The organism is Desulfogranum japonicum DSM 18378 (assembly GCF_000429945.1).
Lineage (GTDB): Bacteria > Desulfobacterota > Desulfobulbia > Desulfobulbales > Desulfobulbaceae > Desulfogranum > Desulfogranum japonicum.
On sequence record NZ_AUCV01000001.1, the window covers coordinates 382,077 to 403,592 of the forward strand.

Consider the following 21,516-nt stretch of genomic DNA (forward strand, 5'->3'; position numbering starts at 1 on the left):
GGATTCTATGAGTAATTTCAGGAAACGCGTAAAGAAAATCAATTTCTGGTGTACAGTGGGGTTAGTTTTTTCGCTGCCGTTGTCCACTTCTGCCATTTCAATATTTGCCTGTCTTATTTTCCTGTTATGGCTGATGGAAGGTGAGTATCGTGCAAAATTTCAGGAAATGATGGACAACCCTGTCTGTCTTGCTGTCTTTTTCTTTATTTTCTGTATTATTCTTGGTTTACTTTGGAGCGCTGACACTCTTGCCGGATTAGCTTTTATAGAAAAAATGTGGAAAGTTATGCTTATGCCCGTTTTTCTTACCGTGGTTTGTACACAGCGTCGGCATGTGCATATCTGGGCTTTCATTATCGGAATTATTGTGGCGATGAGCCTCACCTATCTGGCGTGGTTCGGTCTTATTCAATATGCAGATGTGACACCGCAGCATTTGACAAAAAAGACGTTCCATGTGGTCTATAACCCGATGCTGGCTTTTGCGATTTATTGTCTGGCCTATGAGTTGTATTTCAGGGTGCGTCCTCTCTGGGCACGATTGAGTGGAACTGTGCTCCTCGCTGTTATGATTTTTAATATGTTTATCACAGAAGGCAGAGCCGGGCAGTTGGTTTTTCTGGTACTGGTTGGTGTATTTTTCCTTCAGTTGTTTCGTCGGCATATTGGGCTGGCATTTGCTGGGGCTATGCTCTCCATGTGCCTGCTGTTCGGTGCAGCCTATACAACGAGTCCTGTATTCCGCCAACGGGTGGATACGGCACATAGTGAAATTGCGCAGTTCAAGGATAATGCCAACACTTCCATAGGCCTGAGGCTGCTTTTCTGGGAAAATTCGTGGGACATTATTAAAAATTATCCACTGTTAGGTGTCGGCACCGGCGACTTTGAGAGTGAATACCGTAAAGTGAATGAACGAAGATCGCCCCATATTCGTCCCACCGACAATCCACATAACCAATATGTGCTGATGGCCACTCGTCTTGGATTATTAGGTATCGTAGCTCTATTTTGGCTGTTATACGTTCAATTTCGAGCTGCGTTACAGACGGCATATCCCCTGCGTCATGTATTGATAGCTTTTCCTGTATTCTATATGGTGATTATGCTTACTGAATCCTATCTGGTAGTGTATGAGACAGGATTCTTGTTTTCATTGTTTTCAGCTGTTCTGTACAAGAAGGACCAGGTTGAACAGACAACATGCACAATAGAAAGGGCAGCCTGATGAAAGTTGCCATAATTCATAATCAGTTCAACAAATCCGGTGGGATGGAGTCCTATCTCCTCACACTTGTACAGGGGTTTCAGGCGGCAGGTGACGAGGTACATATCCATGCCTACAAAGTGGATAGAGCTCTGGCACAAAAACATGGGTGTATTATCCATAAAACTCCAGTGTATTTCCTGCCAAGACGCTTAAAGAAATATTATTTTTTGCAGCGGTGTAATCACAGGTTTGCCAAACAGGCCTATGATTTATGCATAAGTTTAACCCGGACTGCCTGCCAGGACATTGCCATTGTGGGTGGAGTGCATCCCCAATCAGTTTTGACCAGGGAAACACGTAATATCTACAGGTCGATGCATGATGCGGTAGAAAATAGTTTTGAGAAACAGCTGATGTCTCAAACTCCTGCCATCGTTGCTCATTCAGCATCCATTCGTGATGAAATCCTTTGTCATTACAGTATTCCTGAGGAAAAAATTACAGTCTTATATCCTCCGATAAATGAACAGCGCTTTTCCTTGGCTCTAGGCATGGATCGCCAGGTAGCAAAAGATAAATACGGAATACAGCAGGAAAAAATGACGTTGCTGTTTCCTTCTTTAAGCCACAAAAGAAAAGGGCTTACTTCCTTGCTTACCGCGTATGCCAGCCTTGATCCTGAACTCTTTGAGCTGATCATTGTGGGGGACGGCGTGCATCGGAATACCTCTCTTGGCACTAATATTCGGTGCATAGGCTATGTTGATGATATGGCAACGTTATACAGGGCCGTTGATTATGTTATTCTCCCGTCTAATTATGAACCTTTTGGATTGGTTATTGCCGAGTCACTTGCCTGCGGGACTCCGGTCATTACAACTGCAAAGGTAGGTGCGGCAGAACTACTGACTGAGGATGATGGTATAATTTTAAAAGACAATCAACCTGAAACAATTGTAGAAGCCTTGATAACCTTAGATAAAGTTGATGTTCGTCCTGGTTTTGCCGCCAGGCACAGTCTTGAAACATGCCAGCATATAGAGAGGCTGAAGCAGATCGGTCGCGAGGTGAGAAGCTCGATATATGAATCTTAATGGACAACGTATTCTTATTATTAAACAAAGTTCGCTTGGCGACGTAGTCCACACTCTTCCGCTGGCACATGCATTGAAACGAACTTACCCCTCCTGCGAATTAGGCTGGGTTATTGAGGCTGGATTGCAGGATTTGATACAATATGACAGCACCATTGATAACGTGTTTCCTATTCATATTCCTTCCACCAGTGAACCCGGTGCCGGAAAAGGGGTATATTGGGCTGCTTTAAAAGCAACTGTTCAGGTCCTGGCTTCTTTACGTAAACAGTTTACCTCCAGAGCATACGATATTGTCCTGGATCTTCATGCATCGTTTCGAAGCGGGATGCTCAGTCTCACTAATCCGGGAGGCAAACGATACGGATTTGCCGATGCAAAAGAAGGAAATACATTTTTCCAGCATGTGTTGGTTCACAATGAGCACGGCAGAGAACATGCAGTTGAAAAAAACCTGCTGTTTTGTGAACAGCTGCAATGTGCTGTGGAAAAGCAAGATTTTTTTATGGAGACTGGAGATGGCGCACGTGATCGGGTCACTGCTTTTTTAACCGAATCCGGATACAGTCATACACAACCGCTGGTTTATATTAATCCTACCGCACGTTGGCAAAGCAAATTCTGGTTGCAGGAACGTTGGGCTGCACTTGCAGATAAGCTGCTCGTTACCGGGTATCAGGTGGTTTTTGGTGGAAGTGCTGCTGATGTACCATACATTGAAGCGGTAACCAGTACAATGCACAGGCAGGCTCTAATTGCTGCAGGAAAGTTATCCCTTGCCCAATCCGTTGCACTTCTGCAATATGCTGATTTTTACATTGGGCTGGATACCGGTCCCATGCACATAGCCGCAATGGTCAACACTCCTGTTGTCGCGCTGTTTGGGCCAACGCATCCTGAGCGGGTTGCTCCCTACGGGGTAGCCAGTGAAGTTCTTCAAGCCCTGGATGTGGATTGTCTTTGTTGTCGTATGAGAAGTTGCACACATCACTCCTGCATGAAAGGAATTACAGTGGAAAGAGTTTTTGATGCTCTGGAGAGGTTGCACGTTCAGGTGCGGAAAGTAAAAAATGCAGGTTAGTCTTATAATAACAACATACAACTGGCCAAGGGCTCTACAGCTTTCAGTTGACAGTGTTTTTCGCCAGAGTGTTTTGCCTGTTGAAATTATCGTTGCGGATGACGGTTCCGGTTATGACACTGTTCAGGTCGTACAAGAACTAACCAAACGGTCACCTGTGCGCCTCATTCATTCCTGGCAGGAAGATAATGGGTTTCGCCTGGCTATGAGCCGAAATAAGGCTATCGCTAAAGCCAGGGGAGATTATATTATCTTGATTGATGGCGACATCATTCTTGAAAAACACTTCATTGAAGATCACTGTAATTTTGCAACCAGTGGGTGTTTTGTACAGGGCACCAGGGTGCTGCTTAATGAAGAGTGTTCAGCTCAAACCCTGGAACAGGGAGAGCTGAAAGTATGCCTTTTTTCCAGGGGAGTGGAGAACAAAAAGAATTGTATTCGTTCCCCATTTCTTTCCCGTCATCTTTCCTTTCGCAGTGCCCGGATAAAAGGGGTAAAAACCTGTAATTTTTCATTCTGGAAGGATGATTGCCTGCGAATTAACGGTTTTAATGAAGCATTTGTCGGTTGGGGCAGAGAGGATTCTGAATTTACTGCCCGTCTCTTGAACATCGGTATTGAACGACAGAACGTTCGTTTCAGAGCAATTGGCTATCATCTGCACCATAAGATGAATACCAGGGACCGGCTCACTTTCAACGATGCCATACTTCAAGAAACCATAGCCCGCAAGCTGGTCTGGTGTGACAAAGGTATAAGTCAATACCTGTAGCAGTAACTGCTCACAGTGCATCTGATATTTTCGCGAAAGACAGGCTTACGTATGAGCCAATACGCTGTGTCAGCCTGCTGACGAAAACATCAGACATTCTGTAAGCAGTTACATTTTAGCCAATGAATCAATGCGTTAAAAAGGTAGTGAGTAATGCGGGGTTAGCGTAGTGGGGGTGACGGCGGGGGTTGCCAGGCAGCCTGTCGTTCATGTAATTTTGCATATTTGTAAAAAGTGCCCTCAAAATTTCCCAGAGCAATAATAAAACCCGGCCATCCGTCTAATATGCCTTTTTTAAGAAAATACATGTGAAAAAAAGACCAGAGGCCACGGCCAAAAGCTTTGAACATTCCCCCTGTTTTCCCTCGCTGTGCAAGTTTCTCTGCTCCCAGTGTGGAGTATTTGTTGGCCTTGTGCACAACCTCCTCAAGATTTTTATACGGTATCTGCCAGATCGCATTCCTGAGGTAGCCTACAGGCTTGTCAGATTGTATGGTGTATTCCTCGTGCACAGGATCGTTCTTGAAGTGCAAGGTTCCCTTAGTAAAAAGTTGTGGCTGTCGGTAATCGGGATAAAATCCCGAATGTTTTATCCACTGCCCCATGAAGAAGTTTTTTCTGGGAACATAGTAGGCGTCAGCCTGAGGATTTTCAAGGATTGACAGTATTTCCTGTTTCGCTTCCGGAGTACACCGCTCATCGGAGTCCAGGGAAAATATCCATTCATGCGTGCAGGCCGCCATGGCCTGGTTACGCAGTTCTCCAAAGCCCTGAAAAGGAATCTGAACAACTCGCGCACCAAGGCGTTCTGCAATAGCAGCCGTTTCGTCCTGGCTATGAGAATCGGCTAGAATAATCTCATCTGCCCAGAGAACAGAGTTAATGGCTGCTTCAATTTTATCTGCTTCGTTGTACGCTATAATATATACGGAAAGTTTATTCATGCTTTATGCACGTCGGACCATTTGTTGCGGCCTGCCTCTGCCTGCTCCGGCAAGTTGAACCACAATACGATCGGTTTTCTGCAGTCGTTCGACCACTGTTTTGAAAAGATGTTTGGATACCTCCGGATATTTTTCGATAAGTTCACCGAGTTTATCGCCGGGATACCGTTTGATGACACAACGTCCGGATGAGACAATACTTGCTGAACGCGCCTCGTCGAGAATGGCTGCCATTTCTCCAAAATATTCACCAGGCTCAGTAATTTCAGCTATTTTTTTACCGCCTCGAAGAACAGACACCTTCCCGCGAACCAGCTTGAAAAAGTCCCTGTCTTTGTTGGATTCCTGGATTATGATATCGCCATCCTGGTATTCCTCAACGTCAGGATTTACCAGGTAAGAAGGGAGGCTGTCCTCATGGATGACTGTGCGCCGGAGAACTTCCTCAAGACTGGTGACGCCTTCTCTGGCCTTTTGCAAAGCTGCTTCACGCAGGGTAAACATCCCCTCCTGAACAGCTACTTTACGGAGTTGTTCTTCGCTGACCTCTGCTTGAATGGCTTTGGCAACTTCATCTGTCACTTCCATGAGTTCAAAGAAACCAACGCGTCCTTTATACCCCAAACCATTACATTCAGCACATCCTTTTGCAGCATACAATTCCAAAGAATCCAGTTCATCTTCTTTGAAGCCTGCGCTGATAAGTTCCTCTTGGGAGTAGCTGGTGCGTTCTTTACAGTGTACGCACAATCGTCTTCCAAGACGTTGAGAGAGAATCATGGTCAGGGAAGATGCAAGAATATAGGATGGAACACCGATATCAACCAAACGGCCAACAGTGGCAGGTGAGTCATTGGTATGCAGCGTTGAAAAGACCAGATGGCCTGTCATAGCTGCTTTTATTGCGATTTCAGCAGTTTCATAGTCTCGAATCTCACCAACCATGATGATGTCGGGATCCTGACGGAGAAAAGCCTTCAGAGCTGCGGCAAAGGTCATACCCACTTCGGTATTCACGTTTACCTGGCTGATGCCCTTAAAGTTGAACTCAACAGGGTCTTCTGCAGTCAGAATTTTTATATCTTCCGTGTTCAGAGAGTTCAGGGCAGAATAAAGGGTAACTGTTTTACCGGAACCTGTCGGCCCCGTAACCAGCAGCAACCCCTGGGGACGTTTGAGACATCTCTTCAGAGATTCAAACGTATCCACTGTAAAACCCAGTTTCGTGAGATCGACGTTGAGTGAGCTTTTATCGAGAATACGGAGAACTATACCTTCGCCAAAGAGCAGGGGCAGTGTTGAGACACGAAAATCCACAGCCCTGTTTCTTCCCAGACGCATTTTAATCCTGCCATCCTGGGGTACTCTGCGTTCTGTAATATTCAGATCTGAAAGAATTTTTATTCGGGCCACCATTGCATTTTTAATGGTCAGTGGCAAGTTCATTGATTTGAACAGAGCACCGTCCTTTCGATAACGCACCTGCATGGTCTTTTCAAAAGGCTCGATGTGAATATCGCTGACCCCCTCCTGAACAGCTTTAACCAAAATACCGTTAACAAGTTTGATAATGGGGGCGTCCGAGGCTGAGAACTGTTCAAAGACGCTTTCATCCTCTTCTCCGCTTTCAATCTCAAAATCTTCGGCAGCATCGGATACCAGGGCTCCAAAGTCGTCTACCTGGGTGACCTGTTCCTCTTCTTCCTGTCCGCCTGAAGAAAAGAACGACTGATATTCTTCTTCGGAAATATTGTAATATTTTTTATAGCCCTCGATGATGTCAATGGCAATGGACACACAGACATCCAGTTCTTTTTGCGTGTAATCCTGCAGTTCCTCAACTTCAATGGCATCCGTCGGCTCGGCCATGGTGAGTTGCAGGGTACTTCCTACCACCCGCAGGGGAAATGCCATGTATTTTTTGGCGATATCATAGGGAAGAAGTTCCAGAGCTTCTTTGCTCGGAGGCTCCCTCTCAATGGTCACCATGGTGTAATTGAAGTTACGGTTGAGAAAGTTGGCAACAGTATCTCGTTCAATGGCACCGTCTTCAAGCAGGATTTGACTAAGGCGTTTTCCGCTCTTACGCATTACTGCCTTAGCCCCTTCAAACTGGGCGGCTGTGATGTACCCTGCCTTACTCAGCAGTTCACCAATTTTGATTCTACCGGCTCCGGACTGATCTTTGACGGTTTTTTTCATTTTTGCTCTGCCGGAAGCCTGGGCCGTCTGTCGTGGTTTAATAGCCATAAAACTGAAACAAAGTATAAAGTTATTCTGAGTAACGGATCATATAGACAATAATACTATATCTGAGATAGGGGGTCAAAGAAAGGAATCATTATCCATAAGGAAACTTATAAAGCGTCTTCCTATCATAGGACAATGAAAGGCTTGTAGCATGTAAACAAATGTTAAATTATTGTCATTTTATGTGTCAGTCTTTCTTTGTGCGCTTCGGGCATTCATTGGCGTGGAGATGGCAGGAATTTGTTGACGGAGGTATTCCATAGTATTCCGGTATCCAGCTTAACCTGCCGTCAGGAATACTATGGGAGATCGGTATGCAATCTATGCCTGAAGCGTGGTGAAAAGATTCGGATAACGGAGTGCCAACTCTTCCTGGAGAGGGATCATGACTTCCCGCATGGAAGGATCAGCATTGGCTGGTGTTCGTAGGGCACAAATGTGCTGCCAGTGTTCCAGTGTGGTGTAGACGATGATTTCTGTTTTACAGGAGTTGGGTAGTACTGTACGCGCAGCCTGCGGAGTAGAGGTTTTGAGCAGCTCAAGGTAAATTTTTTCGGTTTCCTCCATGGCGCGTACCCACAGGGCGTATTCCTCACTGTTTTCATCGTAGAAAAGAGGTTTGATAAAGGTTACTTCATTGCCGAATTTATCGGCAGAATAACGGCAGTAGCGCTGACTTTCCTGGAGAAATGAGCAGGGGCGGTGCCTGACCAGTTCATGGGTAACCGCTCTGTTGACGATGAATTTTACTGCAAGATACCTGTGCTTTGCCATGAGCTTTGGGGGAAGTTGTTCCACTTTTTCCAGGCTCATTCGCTGAATACGTATATTTGCGGGGTGCTCTATGGTTAGTGGTACCAAGCCTGGTTTCAGGTAAAAATACGGATGAGCATCGGCAAGTTGGCGGGTAAGGGCCTGGACAAGAGGGTTTTCGGGGTAAAATACAAACATTTCCTTCAGGCCGCGGACGGTCCCCGATATCAGTAATGTATCCTCCTCAAGCCTGTCAACCTGGAGGTATTTGGGTTGGCAGAGAAAGAAGGCTTCAACCTGTTGAGATGTCGCGCCTGAGACCAGAAAGCTCACTGCTCCCATTTCCAGTACGGAATTGTGACCATGTTCAGCCATTTTCTGGACAAAGGGGATCGCGGATTGTTCATCGATGCGATCTTCACTTTTGTAGCATATTCGACCGCAGTATTCGATTCGAACAGGAAGGCTTTTCTGGTCAAGATCATCGAGTATTTGAGTGGAGGGAGCAAGTACATTCATGTATTTGAGCTGATTGGGATTGGCCCTGGGTACCAGGCACAGTTATGGTGATGGGAAAGCCTGAAACGGGTTCGTGTCTGTCCATATATGGTCTTTTTGCCCGATATCTGCGGTATCTGTATACTCAGAGGTCAGCGTAGACGCTGATACACCTTCATGCCTGTGGCAAAATTTTGAAGATGCCTCGGGGTCTTCGCTGACCTGCTCTTGAACAAAAATCCTTGTTTCTGGACAGACACTAACTTATATGCTCTCCGCGGGTTGTTTTTTATTCCTCTTCCCAGAAAGGAGAGAGAGCACGTAAATTGGCAATGATGGACGGCATTTTTTCAATAACAAAGTCTACTTCCTGTTCAGTATTGTAGACAGAAAGGCTGAAACGAATGGAACCATGGGCTGCTGTGAAAGGAACCCCCATGGCCCGTAACACGTGAGATGGTTCCAGTGAACCGGAAGTACACGCTGAGCCGGAAGAAGCACAGATGTTGAGTTGATTCATATGCAACAGGATGGCTTCACCCTCAACGTACTCAAAACTGATATTGGCGGTATTGGGCAGGCGTTTATCCTTGTGGCCATTGAGCAGGGCTTTGGGAATATTTTCCAAAAGCCCTTTTTCCAGTTTGTCGCGCAGTGCTTTGACCCTGGTGTTTTCCTCTTCCATGTTTGCCGCGGCCATTTGACACGCCTTACCAAGGCCAATGATTGAAGCTACATTTTCAGTGCCACCCCTGCGGCCGTTTTCCTGGTGGCCACCGTTGAGAAAAGGAACATAGGGTGTACCTTTTTTTACATAGAGAACTCCAATACCCTTTGGGGCATGCAGTTTATGCCCGGATAATGAAAGAAAGTCTATGGCTGTTTCTTTCAGATTAATCGGTACTTTACCCACCGCCTGTACTGCGTCGGTATGGAAGAGAACTCCATGGTCATGGGCGATTTGTGCCATTTCTTCTACCGGGAAAATAACTCCGGTTTCATTGTTGGCCCACATGACACTGACAATGGCTGTATCCTCGGTAAGGCTTTGCCTGAACTGTTCCAGGTCCAGAGTACCGTCAGACTCCACCGGTAACCAGGTAATGCGATGTTTGCGGCCGGTCAGGGTATCCAGATTTTCACACAGGCTTTTTACCGCGGGATGTTCAACTCTGGTCGTCACGATGTGGCGTTTTTCAGGGAAGGTGCACAAGGCGGATAAGATCGCTGTACTGTCACTTTCCGTGCCACAGCTGGTGAAGACAATCTCTTCGGGAGCTGCACCGATGAGTTCGGCAACTGAAGCGCGCGCATCTTTCAGAGCTGCACCGACCTGGCCACCAAAATTATGCATTGAAGAAGGATTGCCGTAGTAATTACTTAGATACGGCAGCATTGTTTCTACAACTTCAGGGGCAACCCGGGTTGTTGCATTATTATCAAGATAAATGACGTTTTCGTGATCCAATGGCATTATTTTTCCTCCTCAACAATCAGAGTATCAAGAACCTGCTCACGTAATTTTTTTTCCACGTATTCTTTGAGGGTTGTCTGAGAGGAATGACAGCCGGAGCAGGAACCGCGAAGGGAAACAATGACAAAATCACCATCCACATCGATCAACTCAATACTGCCCCCGTCTTTTTTCAAGGTCGGTCTGATTTCTCTTTCAAGAACTTCTTCTATTTTCTTAATTTTCTGCAGTGTGGTCATGCGTTTTTTCTTTTCCTGTGCCTTGGGAACATCAGAACTTTTGGCAACAGTATCATCAAGTAGGTTACGAAGGCGGTCTTCACATTTTCCACAGCCCCCTCCAGCCTTGGTGAAATTGGTGATTTCCTCCACTGAACGCAGATTATTTTCTTCAATGGCCCTGATGATTTCCAGATCGGTTACCCCAAAACATTCACAGATAACTTCTCCCTGGGCCATGGGAAGTATGGTTCCCGTAAAATCGGCAATGGCAGCTTCCAGGGCTTCACGTCCCATTACCGAGCAATGCATTTTTTCTTTGGGCAATCCTCCCAAAGCGCTGGCTATATCATCATTGGTAATATGCTTGGCCTCATCTATATGTTTGCCGATAAGCATTTCTGTCAGCACCGAGGACGAGGCAATGGCTGAGGCACAGCCAAACGTCTTGAATTTCGCATCAGTGATGATGTCGTTCTCATCCACCTGGATAGTCAGCTTTAGAGCATCGCCACAGGCTAGAGAGCCCACATTGCCAACACCACTGGCATTCTTGATTTCACCAACGTTTTTGGGGTTGATAAAATGCTCCTGAACTTTATCTGTATAGTCCCACATGGTAGTACCTTTTTGGTTGTTGTAATAATAGGGTAAATCGTGTTATGGCGAGCGCCGCTTTGAGGTTCGGGGAAGATAATTGTCCGAAAAGCAAAAGATAAGCGGAAAAATTTTGTATGCTCTCCCTGATTTTAGTCGCCGATACAGGACAACTTCTGGCCTGGGTCTTGTGGCTTGAGATAAAAAGGAGTGCATGCCCCAATATACGCCTTGTTGTAACATCAATTTCCTTTGAAATATGATAACACTATGGCAGGAGTCCGATTTGGGCAAGCATTGAATGCGCACTTTTCACCAGAAGTTCTGTTTCTTCAGGGTCACGCGCTTCCACATAAAAGCGAACCTTGGGTTCTGTGCCGGATGGACGTATCATGATCCACGAACCATCATCAAAAATCATCTTTCTGCCGTCAATATCAATGACTTCACGAATTTTTTTGTTGTTTTCACCTACTTGTACATTGGTTCCCCGGGCATAGACTTCCAGTTGCTCCAACGTTTGCAGCAACTCCTTGCCCTGTTGACTGACCGTTATGCCACCCCGGCCTGGATAATAATGACCAAAGGTCTGCTCAATCTCGTGGAGATATTCACCCAGAGAAATATTCTGGGTCAGCACCATATCAATAGCCAGAATCAGTCCAATAAAGGCATCTTTCTCAGGTGTATGGCCAGTAATGGAGATTCCATCGGATTCTTCAAAACAAACCAAGGCTTTATTCAGGACAGGTTTAAATTCTTTAAAGCCAACTCTAGGTTCAAAAACTTTTTCCCCCAGTTTTTCGGCAACAGCATTGGCGAGATTGCTGGAAGCGACGGTTTTGGCGACCATACCTTTTTTTTGCTTCACTTCATGGAGAAAATGGTACGCCATGGCACCAAACTGATTCATGGATATCTCAACCTTGCCGTCTGTAAAGCGGATTCGATCGCCGTCCGGATCAATTATCGCCCCAATTTTCAGGGCAGAACTCTGTTTGTTGAGAAAGGCAATGGTTGGCTGCATGTTAGCTGAAGAGGGTTCCGGTGCTATTCCGCCAAATGTGGGATCCGCATTATCACGCAATACAGTCAACCTGGATGCTTCCGGATCGCCGAGAAGTCGATGTAGATAGTTACGTGATGCACCGTGGACAGCATCAACGCAGATGATCAGATCATCTCTGGATGCTATGGCTGTTTTGAGTTCAGCGTAGTTGATACCATGGAAAGAACTGTTGGCTGTGACAAGATCCTGCCAGCTTGCTAGGGCATCTTCCTCGATGATACCTGTGAGAGAATCAAGGGGGCGTTTGAGTTGCTCTTGGCTTACCATGAATGGGCAGGGTGTGCCTGTGAGAAAATCTCTTGCCGTAGCCGTGATGGTATCGGTTAGAATCGGAGCTGCAGGGCCGGCATCCGCAGCATTGTATTTGAATCCGCCGTACTCCATGGGGTTGTGACTCGGGGTCAGGTTTATGGAAAAGGCGGCTTTGTTGCGGAGCACTGAAGCAGAGAGGGCGCCTGTTGTTGATTCACCTGCATAGTAGACCTTAATTTCGTTGGCGCAGAGGATATTGACCACAGCACGGGCCAGCAATTCGCCACCAAAGCGGTTATCAAAACCTACGACACAACCCTGTTTCTGCATGTCTCTGTAGGTCAGTTTTCCTAGTGCATTATGGATGTCCTGATCCCCTTCACCCAGTTTATAGAGCTGCAGAATGGCACAGGTCACATAGGCCACAGACTGAACAAAGATGTCTTTGCCCAGAATGCCACGCCAACCTGATGTTCCAAACTTGACGGTTTGCACGGGCTGGGCTGTATTGGTGAGGATTTCATCCTCTATATAGGTGTAAATAGTATCAATTGCCCGTTGCCATGTGTCTTGTTCCGTATCGTTGGCAGAGTTGTTTCTGGCGCTGACGCATGTTTTTAAGGCGGCGAAATAGTCGCTGGCCGCGTGATTTCCCGATGTGATGTGCTGTTCTATAATTCCCTGGGTAGTACCATTATTGGACATTTCTGTTCCTCATTGTAGGTGAAAGGGAGAAAGATAAGCCATGTAATTTTCATTCAATTGTGCTATCAATGGCAGAATATAGCGCTTCGGTAATTGAATGGCAATATTACGATGTCCCTTCGGACACCATTCTCTGGCAGTTTTGTTACATTGGGTTATTTTTTCAGCAAATATAACCGGTCAAAGGTGATGTGGCTTTACCCTGTACAGGGCCTTAATACCGTACGTGATTACAGGTACTCCTGTGTGTGTGCGCAATTGTCTGCAGGTGGGTGAGGAAGGGAGATGTTGAAAATCTATCCTGCAGGCTACAAGGTGTGTGCCATAAATGAGTGCCTGTGAGTCCTTATCAGCAAATGGCTTCGCAATATCTGTAGGAGGGGGTAGGTGAGCTGTTGAGCCTTTGCTGTTCAGAAAACCAACGCAGGCAATTTTTATTGAAGGAGGAATAAATGGGGAATGCACACGATCGCGAACTGATACTCTGGTTTGACCAGATAGGTATCGATGATGTCCCTCTGGTTGGAGGAAAAAATGCTTCATTGGGCGAAATGTATCAGCATTTGCACTCCCATGGGGTTGCGGTTCCCAACGGATACGCAATTACTGCTTATGCTTATCAGTATCTGCTTCAGGAGGCAGGCATAGAAAAAGCCATTCAGGAGGTGCTAGCAGATCTGGATACCCATGATTTGCATAACTTGCAGGAAAGGGGAGCCAAGGTACGAGAAATTATTCGCACTGCATCATTCCCGGACACCCTTCGTCAGGCCATCCTGGATGCCTATAAAAAAATGGAAGCTGAATATGGCGAAGGTGTTGATGTTGCGGTACGCTCTTCTGCCACAGCAGAGGACCTGCCCGATGCCTCTTTTGCAGGACAGCAGGATACCTATTTGAACATTCGTGGTCCGGAGGCGCTTATTGATGCGTGCAAGCGCTGTTTTGCCTCCCTGTTTACCAACAGGGCGATTTCATACCGGCATGATAAAGGATTCAGTCAGTTTGATGTCTATTTGTCCATTGTTGTACAGAAGATGGTTCGCTCTGACTCTGCCAGCTCAGGGGTTATGTTTTCCATTGATACAGAATCTGGTTTTGAAGATGCTGTCTTTATCACCGGTGCCTGGGGGCTTGGAGAAAATGTAGTTCAGGGGGCAGTAAATCCTGATGAATACTATGTATTCAAACCAACCCTGAAACAGGGGAAGAGGCCCATCGTCGGTAAACGCGTTGGTTCCAAAGATATCAAAATGGTCTACAACACTGCTGCTGACGCTGACGAGCCAGTCATGAATGTGGACACGACCAGGGAAGAGCGTGGCCTGTATGTACTGAGTGACGATGAAATTCTTCAATTAGCCAAATGGGCCTGCATTATTGAGGAGCATTATGGTCGGCCCATGGATATTGAGTGGGCAAAAGATGGTGATGGTAAGGAGGTCGGAACAGGAGAACTGTTTGTCGTCCAGGCCCGTCCAGAGACCGTGCATTCCCAGGCCAGCTCAAAGACCATGAAGACTTACGTGCTCAAAGATAAAGGGAAGCTCATTACTACGGGTCAGGCTGTTGGCTCCAAAATCGGTCAGGGTATAACGCGTATCCTGAACGATGTCAGTCAGATGCATGATTTTCAAAAGGGAGAGGTCCTGGTCACGGATATGACTGATCCTGATTGGGAACCAATCATGAAAATTGCCGGAGCCATTGTAACCAATCGCGGCGGTCGTACCTGTCATGCTGCGATCATATCCCGTGAACTCGGTATTCCCTGCGTCATCGGGACAGAAGACGGAACAGAATTGATTCAACCCGGCCAGGAAGTCACAGTTTCCTGTGCAGAAGGTGAAACCGGGAATATTTACCAGGGCCTTCTTGACTATGAAGTGGTTACCCTGGATCTGGAGCAATTGCCTGAAACCCGTACAAGGGTCATGATGAATGTGGGTTTGCCTGAGAAGGCTTTTACCGAGGGACAGATTCCTAACGAAGGCGTTGGACTCGCTCGGGAAGAATTTATCATTAATTCACACATCGGAATTCATCCTCTGGCGCTTTATCACTACAAGCAACTGTGTGAAGATGCAAAAGATGATCAGGAAATAGCTGAAGTAATTGAAGATATCAATTACAAAACCTCAGCTTATCCCGAAGATAAAAAGCAGTATTTTATCGATAAACTGGCTGAAGGTGTGGGACGTATTGCAGCGGGATTTTATCCCAGGGACGTGATTGTTCGTCTTTCTGATTTCAAATCCAATGAATACGCTAATCTCATTGGCGGTTTTCTGTTTGAGCCTGAAGAATCCAACCCCATGATTGGTTGGCGTGGCGCTTCCCGATACTATGACGATCGTTATAAGCCAGCCTTTGAATTGGAATGCAAGGCTTTGCTCAAGGCACGCAACGACATGGGGATGACCAACATTAAACTCATGGTGCCATTTTGCAGAACTCCTCAGGAAGGCAGGAAAGTAGTTGAAGTGTTGAAGGAAAACGGTTTGGTGCAGGGAGAAAATGGGCTGGAGCTCTACGTTATGTGCGAGATTCCGTCCAATGTTATTTCTGCAGATGCCTTTGCCGATATTTTTGATGGATTTTCCATCGGGTCCAACGACCTCACCCAGCTTACCCTGGGCCTTGATCGCGATTCAGATCTGGTTTCACATATTTATGATGAGCGTAATGAGGCTGTGAAAACAATGATCTCCATGGTTATCAAGACCGCCAAAGCCAGAGGACGTAAAATTGGAATCTGTGGCCAGGGGCCATCTGATTTCCCTGATTTTGCAACTTTTCTGGTGGAACAGGGCATAGATTCAATCAGCCTGGTGTCTGACACTGTGGTAAAAACCAGAATGGCCATTGCCGAAAAAGAGAAAGAAATGGGGATTAATCCCTGATAGATTTCTGCACAGCTGAATAACCTGCTTTAAACCCCGAATATCCTGGATATTCGGGGTGTTGTTCTTTCAGCTCATATATAAACGTATCTCCATCAGAGACGTTTGGTTGCAATGTTTTGAAATATTGCTTCTGGTAAGTATGGATTTGAAGATCTGGCAGGTAAATTGTATGGACGCGGAATACCGGGAGAGGGCTTTTCCCTTTCATTCCATTACAATGGAATGCCCATTGACTGATAGTATAACGGGGTGTGGAGAAGCTTTTCTGAGAATGTTGATGGCGCAGTATTCCTGAGGGATTGTAAGTAGATCCTGCAAGGGTGATTTTTGCAGGTGAGAAAGAATAACACGATTTACGCCAGCATGGGCAACAATCAAAATGTTGCCCATGCTGTGGGTTGCAAGAGGTTCAAACGCTTTCAACACTCGTTTTTGTAGATCCTGAAAACTTTCTCCATCTTCTGGGCAGAAAGAATCAAAATGTTTCCCTCTAGCCTCATACTGACCAGGGTATCTGTGTTGTATTTCAGCCACGGTCAGGCCTTCCCATCTACCCAGGTCAATTTCTCTAAATTGCTCAACAATCTGTATGTCGGCACAAGACAGGCCCGTTGCCAGTTCCGCGGTTTGCCTGGCACGCATAAGGGGAGAGCTGAAAATTTGACTGAAATGGACAGGTTCCAATATTGATTTCAATGCAATGGCCTGTTGTTTTCCCTGCTCCGAGAGTTCAACATCGGCCTGTCCCAGGAAACGACGAGGCTTTCCACCAGATACATGACCATGGCGTAGGAGGTAGATGCAATCTGACAAAACGTCTAGCCCCTGTTTTGTACAATATCTGTCAGGGATTTTTCAGTGAGCGCTTCCACGGCCTTCTTAATGGTCAGCGCCTGCTCCATTCTTTTCTGTATTGCCTGTACAGCCAGAGGGTCATCCTTGAATATTTCCATTTTTTCCCCGAACCTCTCTGCAACTTTAACCAGCTGACTGCCGCGAACAACCTTGTCTGCCAGGTGGACCAGTTCTTTTTCCGTCAAGTCCATATCAGGCGAATAAACTATATCTTTGTGTGCCGCAACAAGGGTGGCTACCTGATGAAAACCAAGTTGCCAGAGCCAGGTGGCTCCGGTTGCCTCATGCTGTGGATAGCCTTTGGCTATATCGTGCAGTAAACCTCCTGCGTAGCAGAGAGAGGGATCCAGGGGCGTGTCCAGGTACCGGTTAACCTCTTTGCACAGGCAGACCGCAACCCAGGCAACCTGCTCCCCATGGGCAATACCTCTTTCCTCCATGGGATAAATTTCGTTGATCAGGCTCTGGCATTCCTCCTCAGTCGGATATCCCAGCACAAGGGCACGCGAATATGCCAGATGGTAATCATCAGGCGTATCCACATCAAAAAGGATATTTGCGTCACAGGTAGCAACCTCCTGCACTGCCAGGGGATCATTGTCTTCAACGTAAGTAAGAAGAGAGCGCAATCCCTGTTCGCAATGATCACCTCTCTTGATCATGTCAAACAGGGACTTATGAATAAGAGGCGGATGTCCCCGGTGGCCGTTAAAGACCGGGTAGAGAATTTGTGTTGCAGATGTTTTGTGGGTAAGCAGAAGGCGTTGAATGGTACCTGTTCGTATGAGAGGAATGTCGACCGGCAACAGAAAAAAGGCTTCGGTATTTGCTGGGAGACTGGCAACGCCCGCCTGAATGGAACTGAACATACCTGCGGCAAAATTCGCATTATAGACAGTCTTGCAACCATACTCGCGGGCGGCGGTCTCTATATGTTCCCGAGCATGTCCGCTTACCACCGTGATATTTTCCAGTCCGCTGTCACGGAAAATATCCACGCAACGCTTTAGTACGGAGCATGAACGTTCACAGGGTAAAGGAAGTAGCCCCTTCAGTTTTCCCATTCGGGAGGAATATCCTGCTGCCAGGATCAGTACACTCAGGCTGTCTGCCATGTTTTGTGTCCTGTAGCTCTTTTATAGATCAGTTCACCCATAATGCTGATGGCGATTTCTTCGGGCGTGTCTGCTTCTATCGATAAACCGATGGGGCTATGGACCTGCTCCAGCTGTTCGTGGGAGATGCCTTTTTCCAACAGACGTTTATAGAGAGCGTCCCGTTTTTTACGACTGCCTATCATCCCAATGTATCCGGCATTCGTTTGCAGAGCCTGTTCGAGCACTTCAAGGTCATGCATGTGCCCTCGTGTGACAATGACCAGATAACTATCCTCATTGATTTCCTGGTCAGCGAAGCAGTCATCAAAGTTGGAGAGAACAACGATATTTTCAGCCATGGGAAACCTGGCTTCATTGGCAAACTCGGCGCGATCATCCATGACTGTGATTCGAAAACCGACTCGGGCCGCGACTTCTGCTGTGCAGGCTGAAACATGACCCGCTCCCAAAAGAAACAGATGCCCTCCCACAGTAAAATAAGAAAGCAGGTACTGATTGCCGTCATGTTCAATCATGGTTGCGGAAGAAGTGGAAGTACGAACCCTTTTGATTTCGGTTAGCAGATCTGGGGCAATATCTTCCCGAGTGGTAAGACCATTGCTGTCAATCACAAAACGGTTTTCCCTGTCAGCTGTACCTACCGGGCAGACAAGTGTGACCCGCCGACCTCCGGCTACTGCAGTGAGTAGAGAGTTGAACACTTCCAGGTTACTTTCTCCCGCTTTGATATAATCCAGATAAATATCCAGTTTTCCTCCACATATCATGTCGGTATTGGCTGCCTCACTGTTGGTAAGGTCAAAGCTTTTCTGCATGGAGCAACCTTGTTCAAAGCAGTGTCCGGCATGTTTCATAGCCAGCGCTTCCACCATTCCTCCACCTATGGTGCCAGCGATACTACCATCTTTGCAAACCATCATTTTGGCCCCAGCTACCCTTGGCGTCGAGCCCGACTGGTTGCAAATTGTGACAAGAACTACGTCTTCGCCTTTTTTAAGTTGAGCACACAACTGTTGTACAAGCTGTTTCATACTGAATCCTGACGTCTATCGTAAATAATCCGCTTAGCGGGGTGAATATGAAGGTCCCGGGAAATATGTATGCTGGTATGGAGGCTGCGAAACGGCAGACTGTTTTGCAGGCATTGTTCTGCCTGATATACTGTCTCACGTTCACTGCCAGGTAGAGTCACCAGGTGCAGATCCAGGGTTTCCTTGGTATTGTTTCTGTGTAATTCGGCGCTGATATCCAACAGTCCCTGAAGGGGGAACAGTAATTCGTCAAGTTGCTGCATATTGATGATGTTGCCGTCATCCAAACTCAAATCGCTGTCAATTCGTCCCTGTACTCTGTCCAGGCGTTGGATATGACTGCCACATGGACATTGACCTGGAATCAAGCGCCCTGAATCTCCTGTACGGTATCTGATAAGAGGCATGCCGACACGGGAGAGGGTCGTGATCACGATTTCTCCGTATTGACCCTGCTCGACCGGTTCAAGGGTCTTTGGATGAATGATTTCCAGAAGAAGATCCGCTTCACGAATATGACAACCCTGATGGGATTGGCAATCCACGGCTCCTCCCAGTCCGGTTTCCACTGTACCATAATGGGAGAAAATACCACATTCCCACTGATTTTTCAGTTCTAGACAAATACTGTCAGCAATGTAGTCAGAACAGAGCAGGATTGAAGAAATCCCGGAAAGATTCAAGTTGTGGTAGGCAGCACATCTGGCGATAGCCAGTAACTGCACAGGAAAACCGACAAGAACATCGGGATCGATCTCGGCCAATCGTCTGGCGCCTTGTGCAGGGTCGCTGATCAGACCAATAATATTGCTTTCAACATCCAGTCCTCTCAGGGCGCGGGACAGTAATTCTCCGGTTGAATCAGGGGTTTGTCCCGGGAGTAGTATGGCAACTTGTTGTCCGGGCCGAACCATGGCCTGCATGCCCCAATAAAAAAACTGTAAGGTATGTTCGAGATCCTCTCGGGTGAAAAAGAGGCGTTTGGGAGCTCCGGTGGTACCTGAGCTCTGCATGGTGATTATGCGGGCTATTTCGTCCTGGCTTACACAGATCATCTGCTGGCCGCAGTCACGGATATCCTGTTCTGTCAGTAGCGGGAGATGAGCAATATCTGGCAGTTGGTGAAGTCTGGTAACTTGTTTCTGTCCCAGCGTTCTGCGGTAATAGGGAGAGTTTTCAGCTGCGTGGCTAATGGTTTTTCGCAATTGGTCAAGCTGGAATTGTTCGATGAGGGAACGATCCAGGCACGTGTGAATGGGCTGATTAAGCTGTCTGCTGACTAATGCATCCAATGGTGTGCGTAGGTGATCGATACTCATCGGTATAAAGCAATTCCCTGGCTTGAGGTGATGTTATAGGCGCAGAAGGGTACGAGATTGCCTTCAGGAGAGACAATATGGATGCAGCAGCCCTGTACTCTTTCAAGGTCCAGATTCCAGATATCCTGAAAAGCCATTGCCGAAATGGAAAAGGTGTGTGTTTTAGCGCGCAGAAGAAAACGATCAAGGTCATCAAGGGGAGTCGCTGCTCCGGGAGGCTTAGCCATAGGTAGTGGGTGAGACCACTGTCTTGCTGTAAAGGAAATGCTTTTCTGTCTCCCTTCACGTGCTGATATGGGGCTTTGTTCACTGGTTGAGCAACAGGCGGACTGTCCTGAACTCAGCGGGCGGAGACGATTTTCTTCATCAATGAGAAAAGATGCATGAAAAGAACAGAGTGCATGTTCACAGGCAGGTGGTGCAAACCAGGAAGCCTGAATGCGGCCATTACTTTGCCGCTCCAGCTGTGCAAGGACTTCAGGGAGAGTCAATCGATCCCTGTCTGCCGGTGGGGTAGGATACCGGCCAAAATAACTGACTGGTTGAAAATGTACTCCGCGGACAGCAGGTGCATTACGCACACCAAAGTCGACAATAGCATTAATTTCATGGATATTAACCCCAGGTACCAGCGTAGGGACCAGGACTATGCCAAGTTCAGCCTGCGCACAGTGGTGCACAGCCTTCTCTTTGATATCGCATAAATTCCTACCTCGAAGAACCCTGTGCACTTCCTCGTTTGTCCCGTCAAACTGAAGAAAAACCGAGGATAAGCCGGCTTGTTTTAATTCCATTGCATAGCTTGGATCAGCGGCGAGTTGAAGACCGTTGGTATTGAGCTGCAAGAATGGAAACCCTTTGCGTTTTCCCAGGGCAATAATGTCTGGCAGGTCTTTACGAACAGTTGGTTCACCACCCGATATCTGAATGTTGCAGGGCCCTGATGCTTCGAGCACACGGTCATACCAGAATTCTATTGTTTCCAGGTCGGGATCAAGGGGACCATCGGTTTGAGATGTATCTGCAAAGCAGACCGGGCAGTGGAGATTGCACCTCTTGGTTATCTCCAGCAGGGCTGTACAGGTGTGTTGTTTGTGATTGGAGCAAAGGCCGCAATCCAGAGGGCACCCTTTATCACGTTGTGTAAAGGCCTTTTGCGGGGTTGATGGAATTTTTGGTCGCTGCCAATTTTCAAACACAGGGGCATCTCTCCATATGACGGTTCGAAAGGTGCCGTGTTCCGGACAACTTTTGACAAGGTATATTGCATCCCCCTCCCTGTGGCGTGTGGCAGGGAGTTGAGCGAAACACACCGGACAGAGGCTTTTGGTGGTGGAGAGTACTGATTGCACCTGTTGATTCATGTA

At 47.0% G+C, this 21,516-nt stretch carries 16 protein-coding genes; 5 read left to right on the forward strand and 11 right to left on the reverse strand.

The window, feature by feature from the left end; genetic code table 11:
- Nucleotides 1–7: 7 nt before the first annotated feature.
- Genes G493_RS0101675 through G493_RS0101690 form a run of 4 tightly spaced genes read left to right on the forward strand, consistent with a single transcriptional unit; the run spans nt 8 to nt 4,160 of the window.
- Nucleotides 8–1,228, forward strand: a complete 1,221-nt coding sequence (locus G493_RS0101675) for an O-antigen ligase family protein (RefSeq protein WP_028578972.1) — start codon at nt 8–10, stop codon at nt 1,226–1,228.
- A complete protein-coding gene (locus tag G493_RS0101680) occupies nt 1,204–2,304 on the forward strand; it encodes a glycosyltransferase family 4 protein (RefSeq protein ID WP_084813371.1) in 1,101 nt (366 codons plus the stop codon). Before G493_RS0101675 ends, G493_RS0101680 begins: the two co-directional genes overlap by 25 nt.
- Nucleotides 2,294–3,385 carry a glycosyltransferase family 9 protein gene (locus tag G493_RS27350; protein WP_051308928.1) on the forward strand — a complete coding sequence of 364 codons (1,092 nt, stop codon included), beginning with the start codon at nt 2,294–2,296 and terminating at the stop codon, nt 3,383–3,385. Before G493_RS0101680 ends, G493_RS27350 begins: the two co-directional genes overlap by 11 nt.
- On the forward strand, nt 3,375–4,160 hold the full coding sequence (locus G493_RS0101690; RefSeq protein ID WP_028578974.1) for a glycosyltransferase family 2 protein: 786 nt from the start codon (nt 3,375–3,377) through the stop codon (nt 4,158–4,160). The genes G493_RS27350 and G493_RS0101690 overlap by 11 nt, the downstream gene beginning before the upstream one ends.
- A gap of 161 nt (nt 4,161–4,321) precedes the next feature.
- On the opposite strand, the gene G493_RS0101695 is transcribed toward G493_RS0101690, so the two are convergent.
- The 6 genes from G493_RS0101695 to G493_RS0101725 all read right to left on the reverse strand — a co-directional run bounded on the left by G493_RS0101695 (nt 4,322) and on the right by G493_RS0101725 (nt 12,920).
- Nucleotides 4,322–5,104, reverse strand: a complete 783-nt coding sequence (locus tag G493_RS0101695; protein ID WP_028578975.1) for a glycosyltransferase family 2 protein — start codon at nt 5,102–5,104, stop codon at nt 4,322–4,324.
- A gap of 3 nt (nt 5,105–5,107) precedes the next feature.
- Nucleotides 5,108–7,306, reverse strand: coding sequence for a type IV-A pilus assembly ATPase PilB (pilB, locus tag G493_RS0101700; protein ID WP_028578976.1), 2,199 nt, complete (start codon nt 7,304–7,306; stop codon nt 5,108–5,110).
- Nucleotides 7,307–7,675: 369 nt separating this feature from the next.
- Nucleotides 7,676–8,626 carry an FAD-dependent thymidylate synthase gene (locus G493_RS0101705; RefSeq protein ID WP_028578977.1) on the reverse strand — a complete coding sequence of 317 codons (951 nt, stop codon included), beginning with the start codon at nt 8,624–8,626 and terminating at the stop codon, nt 7,676–7,678.
- 268 nt (nt 8,627–8,894) lie between these two features.
- Nucleotides 8,895–10,079 (reverse strand): cysteine desulfurase NifS, encoded by a 1,185-nt coding sequence (gene nifS / locus G493_RS0101710; protein ID WP_035272961.1) that lies wholly within the window; start codon nt 10,077–10,079, stop codon nt 8,895–8,897.
- Entirely contained in the window at nt 10,079–10,915 is an 837-nt protein-coding gene (gene nifU / locus G493_RS0101715; RefSeq protein WP_028578979.1) for a Fe-S cluster assembly protein NifU, read from the reverse strand. Before nifU ends, nifS begins: the two co-directional genes overlap by 1 nt.
- A 247-nt stretch (nt 10,916–11,162) precedes the next feature.
- Nucleotides 11,163–12,920, reverse strand: a complete 1,758-nt coding sequence (locus G493_RS0101725; protein ID WP_028578980.1) for a phosphohexomutase domain-containing protein — start codon at nt 12,918–12,920, stop codon at nt 11,163–11,165.
- A 452-nt stretch (nt 12,921–13,372) separates the two neighbouring features.
- Here G493_RS0101725 and ppsA point away from each other — a divergent pair, with 452 nt between their 5' ends.
- A complete protein-coding gene (ppsA, locus tag G493_RS0101730) occupies nt 13,373–15,823 on the forward strand; it encodes a phosphoenolpyruvate synthase (protein WP_028578981.1) in 2,451 nt (816 codons plus the stop codon).
- A gap of 207 nt (nt 15,824–16,030) precedes the next feature.
- Here the strand turns inward: ppsA and cobC are convergent, their stop codons facing one another.
- From cobC to trsS, 5 genes are read right to left on the reverse strand one after another with little or no spacing between them, the layout of a single operon-like run.
- On the reverse strand, nt 16,031–16,639 hold the full coding sequence (cobC, locus tag G493_RS27355) for an alpha-ribazole phosphatase (RefSeq protein WP_051308929.1): 609 nt from the start codon (nt 16,637–16,639) through the stop codon (nt 16,031–16,033).
- A gap of 5 nt (nt 16,640–16,644) precedes the next feature.
- Complete coding sequence (locus tag G493_RS27360) at nt 16,645–17,796, reverse strand: DVU_1551 family NTP transferase (RefSeq protein WP_035272968.1); 1,152 nt, start codon at nt 17,794–17,796, stop codon at nt 16,645–16,647.
- Complete coding sequence (locus G493_RS0101750; protein ID WP_028578983.1) at nt 17,781–18,830, reverse strand: XdhC family aldehyde oxidoreductase maturation factor; 1,050 nt, start codon at nt 18,828–18,830, stop codon at nt 17,781–17,783. Before G493_RS0101750 ends, G493_RS27360 begins: the two co-directional genes overlap by 16 nt.
- Nucleotides 18,827–20,149 carry a DVU_1553 family AMP-dependent CoA ligase gene (locus tag G493_RS27365; RefSeq protein WP_051308930.1) on the reverse strand — a complete coding sequence of 441 codons (1,323 nt, stop codon included), beginning with the start codon at nt 20,147–20,149 and terminating at the stop codon, nt 18,827–18,829. Before G493_RS27365 ends, G493_RS0101750 begins: the two co-directional genes overlap by 4 nt.
- Nucleotides 20,146–21,513, reverse strand: a complete 1,368-nt coding sequence (trsS, locus tag G493_RS0101760) for a radical SAM (seleno)protein TrsS (RefSeq protein WP_028578984.1) — start codon at nt 21,511–21,513, stop codon at nt 20,146–20,148. Before trsS ends, G493_RS27365 begins: the two co-directional genes overlap by 4 nt.
- Nucleotides 21,514–21,516: the final 3 nt, after the last annotated feature.

What these genes read in the sequence shown, in the direction of transcription:
- G493_RS27365 (WP_051308930.1), bottom strand. Translation starts at nt 20,149, where the DNA reads ATGAGTATCGATCACCTACGCACACCATTGGATGCATTAGTCAGCAGA.
- trsS (WP_028578984.1), bottom strand. Translation starts at nt 21,513, where the DNA reads ATGAATCAACAGGTGCAATCAGTACTCTCCACCACCAAAAGCCTCTGT.
- G493_RS0101695 (WP_028578975.1), bottom strand. Translation starts at nt 5,104, where the DNA reads ATGAATAAACTTTCCGTATATATTATAGCGTACAACGAAGCAGATAAA.
- G493_RS0101690 (WP_028578974.1), top strand. Translation starts at nt 3,375, where the DNA reads ATGCAGGTTAGTCTTATAATAACAACATACAACTGGCCAAGGGCTCTA.
- G493_RS0101725 (WP_028578980.1), bottom strand. Translation starts at nt 12,920, where the DNA reads ATGTCCAATAATGGTACTACCCAGGGAATTATAGAACAGCACATCACA.
- ppsA (WP_028578981.1), top strand. Translation starts at nt 13,373, where the DNA reads ATGGGGAATGCACACGATCGCGAACTGATACTCTGGTTTGACCAGATA.
- G493_RS0101675 (WP_028578972.1), top strand. Translation starts at nt 8, where the DNA reads ATGAGTAATTTCAGGAAACGCGTAAAGAAAATCAATTTCTGGTGTACA.
- nifU (WP_028578979.1), bottom strand. Translation starts at nt 10,915, where the DNA reads ATGTGGGACTATACAGATAAAGTTCAGGAGCATTTTATCAACCCCAAA.
- G493_RS0101705 (WP_028578977.1), bottom strand. Translation starts at nt 8,626, where the DNA reads ATGAATGTACTTGCTCCCTCCACTCAAATACTCGATGATCTTGACCAG.
- G493_RS0101750 (WP_028578983.1), bottom strand. Translation starts at nt 18,830, where the DNA reads ATGAAACAGCTTGTACAACAGTTGTGTGCTCAACTTAAAAAAGGCGAA.
- pilB (WP_028578976.1), bottom strand. Translation starts at nt 7,306, where the DNA reads ATGAAAAAAACCGTCAAAGATCAGTCCGGAGCCGGTAGAATCAAAATT.
- nifS (WP_035272961.1), bottom strand. Translation starts at nt 10,079, where the DNA reads ATGCCATTGGATCACGAAAACGTCATTTATCTTGATAATAATGCAACA.
- G493_RS27360 (WP_035272968.1), bottom strand. Translation starts at nt 17,796, where the DNA reads ATGGCAGACAGCCTGAGTGTACTGATCCTGGCAGCAGGATATTCCTCC.
- G493_RS0101680 (WP_084813371.1), top strand. Translation starts at nt 1,204, where the DNA reads ATGCACAATAGAAAGGGCAGCCTGATGAAAGTTGCCATAATTCATAAT.
- G493_RS27350 (WP_051308928.1), top strand. Translation starts at nt 2,294, where the DNA reads ATGAATCTTAATGGACAACGTATTCTTATTATTAAACAAAGTTCGCTT.